The sequence below is a fragment of the Actinocorallia lasiicapitis genome, assembly GCF_054778695.1.
Genome location: NZ_BAAGZI010000576.1, coordinates 1 through 2,608 on the forward strand (window position 1 = coordinate 1; position 2,608 = coordinate 2,608).

Below are 2,608 nucleotides of genomic sequence, written 5' to 3' on the forward strand. Positions count from 1 at the left end.
GCGGCGCCGTCGACATGGTCCGGATGCTGCTGCGCTACGGCGCCGACCCGGCCGTCGTCAGCCCGGCGGGCGAGACCGCCCTGGACGCGGCGCTGCGCTGGGCGGGCGTCGACATCGAGGCCGAGCTGCGGCAGCGGTTCACCGAGACCTACCCCGAGCCCGACATGGAGATCTGGGTCGCCCGCGAGGAGCAGGACGACGAGACCGAGCTGGTCGTCGTCGAAGCCCGCCAGCCGGGCCGCGACGGCGGGGCGGTCAGCGAGAAGCAGACCGGCCACGGGGCGATCGCCACCATCCTGGAGCGCGAGCAGGGCATCCGCACCCCGTTCGAGACCCTGGTGGACCGGGCGCTGGAGTTCCGTGCGGCCCGTCCCACCGCGAGCGGCCGGCGCCGCGACGTCACCGAGCGTCCCGCCTGGTGGGAGACGGTCCGCACACTCCAGGAGCGGGGCGACGCCGAGACCTTCGCCAAGGCCGCCGCGCTCACCGCCGACTCCGTCCTGCTCCACCGCAGGCTCGGCGTGGACGTGCTCGCCCAGCTCGGCAGGCCGGGCGACCGCAACGCCGCCGACTCGCTGCCGCTGCTGCGCCGGATGGCCCGCGAGGAGACAGATCCCGCGCTGCTGCGCTCGCTGATCCTCGGGCTGAGCCACCACGGCGACGCCGCCGCCCTGCCCGAGGTGCTGAAGCACTCCCGCCACTCCGATCCGGCGATCCGCGACGCCGTCGCGTTCGCGCTGATGTCGGTGCTGCCGCCCGAGGACGCGCTCGGCACGTCCGAGCTGGTCCATCTGACCGGCGACGAGCACGAGGACGTCCGCGACTGGGCGACGATGTCGCTGTCGCTGCTCGACTCCGACACCCCGCAGATCCGCGAGGCCCTGGCGACCCGGCTGGACGACGAGTCGCTCGTGGTGGTCGCGGAGGCCGTCCGGGGGCTGGCCGAGCGCGGTGACGAGCGGGCCGCGGCCGGGATCCGCCGGCTGTTCGCCGACCCGGCCGTCGACAACTACCCGCTCGATCTCGCCCTGGAGTCGGCCGGGATGCTCGGGGACCGCACGCTGCTCGAACCGCTGCGGGCCGTCCGGGAACTGGCCGATCTGCACGGGCTGACCGCCGAATGGGACGAGGCGGTCGGCCGGCTCGGCGGCATCGGATAAGGATCACATAACCGTCAGGGGGCGATTACCGCCTCGTATATCCCATAACCGATGGGTCGTCGGTAAAGTTGCCACGTGCCCGTGTCCCCCCCACCCTCAGCCGAGCCCCTCGTCGGCCGCCGGGAGGCGCTGGGCACTTTCGCCGACGCCCTCGGGGGCGACGGGTTCGCGTTCCTGTCCCTCGTCGGCGACCCCGGATCCGGCAAGAGCCGGCTGCTCCAGGAGCTCGCCGCCGCCGCGCAATCCGCCGGCCGCCTCACCCTGTGGGGGAGGGCCGCCGAGTTCGACGAGGAGATGCCGTTCGGCGCCGTCGTCGACGCGCTCGACGACCATCTGGAGAACGCGCCCGAGGTGCCCCGCCGGCTCGGCCCGACCGCCGTCCGGCTGCTCGGCACCGTGTTCCCCGCCCTGGAGGACGCCGCCGCCGAGTCCACCGGAGCGGGCGGCCGGTACCGGCTGCACAAGGCGGCCAAACAGCTCCTGGACGAGCTCGCCCGCGACGACGGCCTCGTGCTGATCCTCGACGACCTGCACTGGGCCGACCACGCCACCGTCGAACTGCTCGACCATCTCGTCCGGCATCCGCCGCGCGGCCGCGTGCTGGTCGCGCTGGCCTACCGGCCCGTCCAGGCGATGCCCAGGCTCGGCGCGCTCGCCGAGTACGGCGAGCAGATCAACGTCGGCCCGCTCAGCCTCGACGAGGTCGCCGAACTGCTCGGCCCCGAGATCGGCAGGGAGCGCTGCGCCCGGCTCTACCAGGCCAGCGGCGGCAACCCCTTCTATCTGGACGCCCTGGCCCGCTCCGAGCAGGAGGAGGGCGAGGCCAGCGAGGCCGACGAGCTGCCCCGCGCCGTCCGCTCCGCCCTCCAGCTCGAGATCAGCCGGCTGACGGCCGGCGCGCAGGTCGCCGCGCAGGGCGCGGCCGTCGCGGCGGAGGAGTTCGATCCGGTGCTGGTGGCGGTCGCCGCGCTGGTCGCCGTGGTGGTCGGTGCCCCAGCCTGGTTCGCGTTCAGCGGCGACGGCGGAGGCGGTGGGACGGGCGGCGGCGCGTCCGACGGCTTCCCCGCCGCGTACGCCGGGAGCTGGGACGGTTCGGTCCGGGCGACCGGCGGCCAGTACGGCAGCGTGACCTACACGGTCAAGTTCGACCTGTTCAAGGGCACCACCTCCACCGAGGCCAACCTGGAGAGCACCAAGGGGCTCTGCACGGCCACGATGAACCTGGCCAGCGTCAAGAGCGACCGGATCGAACTGGACATGGCGGGGCAGGCGGGGTGCCCGTCGGGCGCCGTCCGGCTGACCCTCCAGGGGGGTTCGCTCGCGATGCACCTGACCGCCCCGGGGCCGATCACCGGTGACGGCCTGCTGAAGAAGGCCTGAGGTGTCCGCGCCGCTGGCGGGCGGCGACCCGGGGCGGCTCGGCCGGTACCGGCTGCTGCGCCGGCTCG

The 2,608-nt window shown here is 74.3% G+C and carries 2 protein-coding genes; both read left to right on the top strand.

Features of this window, described 5'->3' with window-relative positions; genetic code table 11:
- On the top strand, positions 1–1,160 hold a 1,160-nt coding region (locus tag ACYVE7_RS32370), incomplete at its 5' end, for a HEAT repeat domain-containing protein (RefSeq protein ID WP_460370173.1).
- Positions 1,161–1,235: 75 nt separating this feature from the next.
- Entirely contained in the window at positions 1,236–2,540 is a 1,305-nt protein-coding gene (locus ACYVE7_RS32375; RefSeq protein WP_460370174.1) for an ATP-binding protein, read from the top strand.
- The last annotated feature ends 68 nt before the right edge of the window (positions 2,541–2,608 follow it).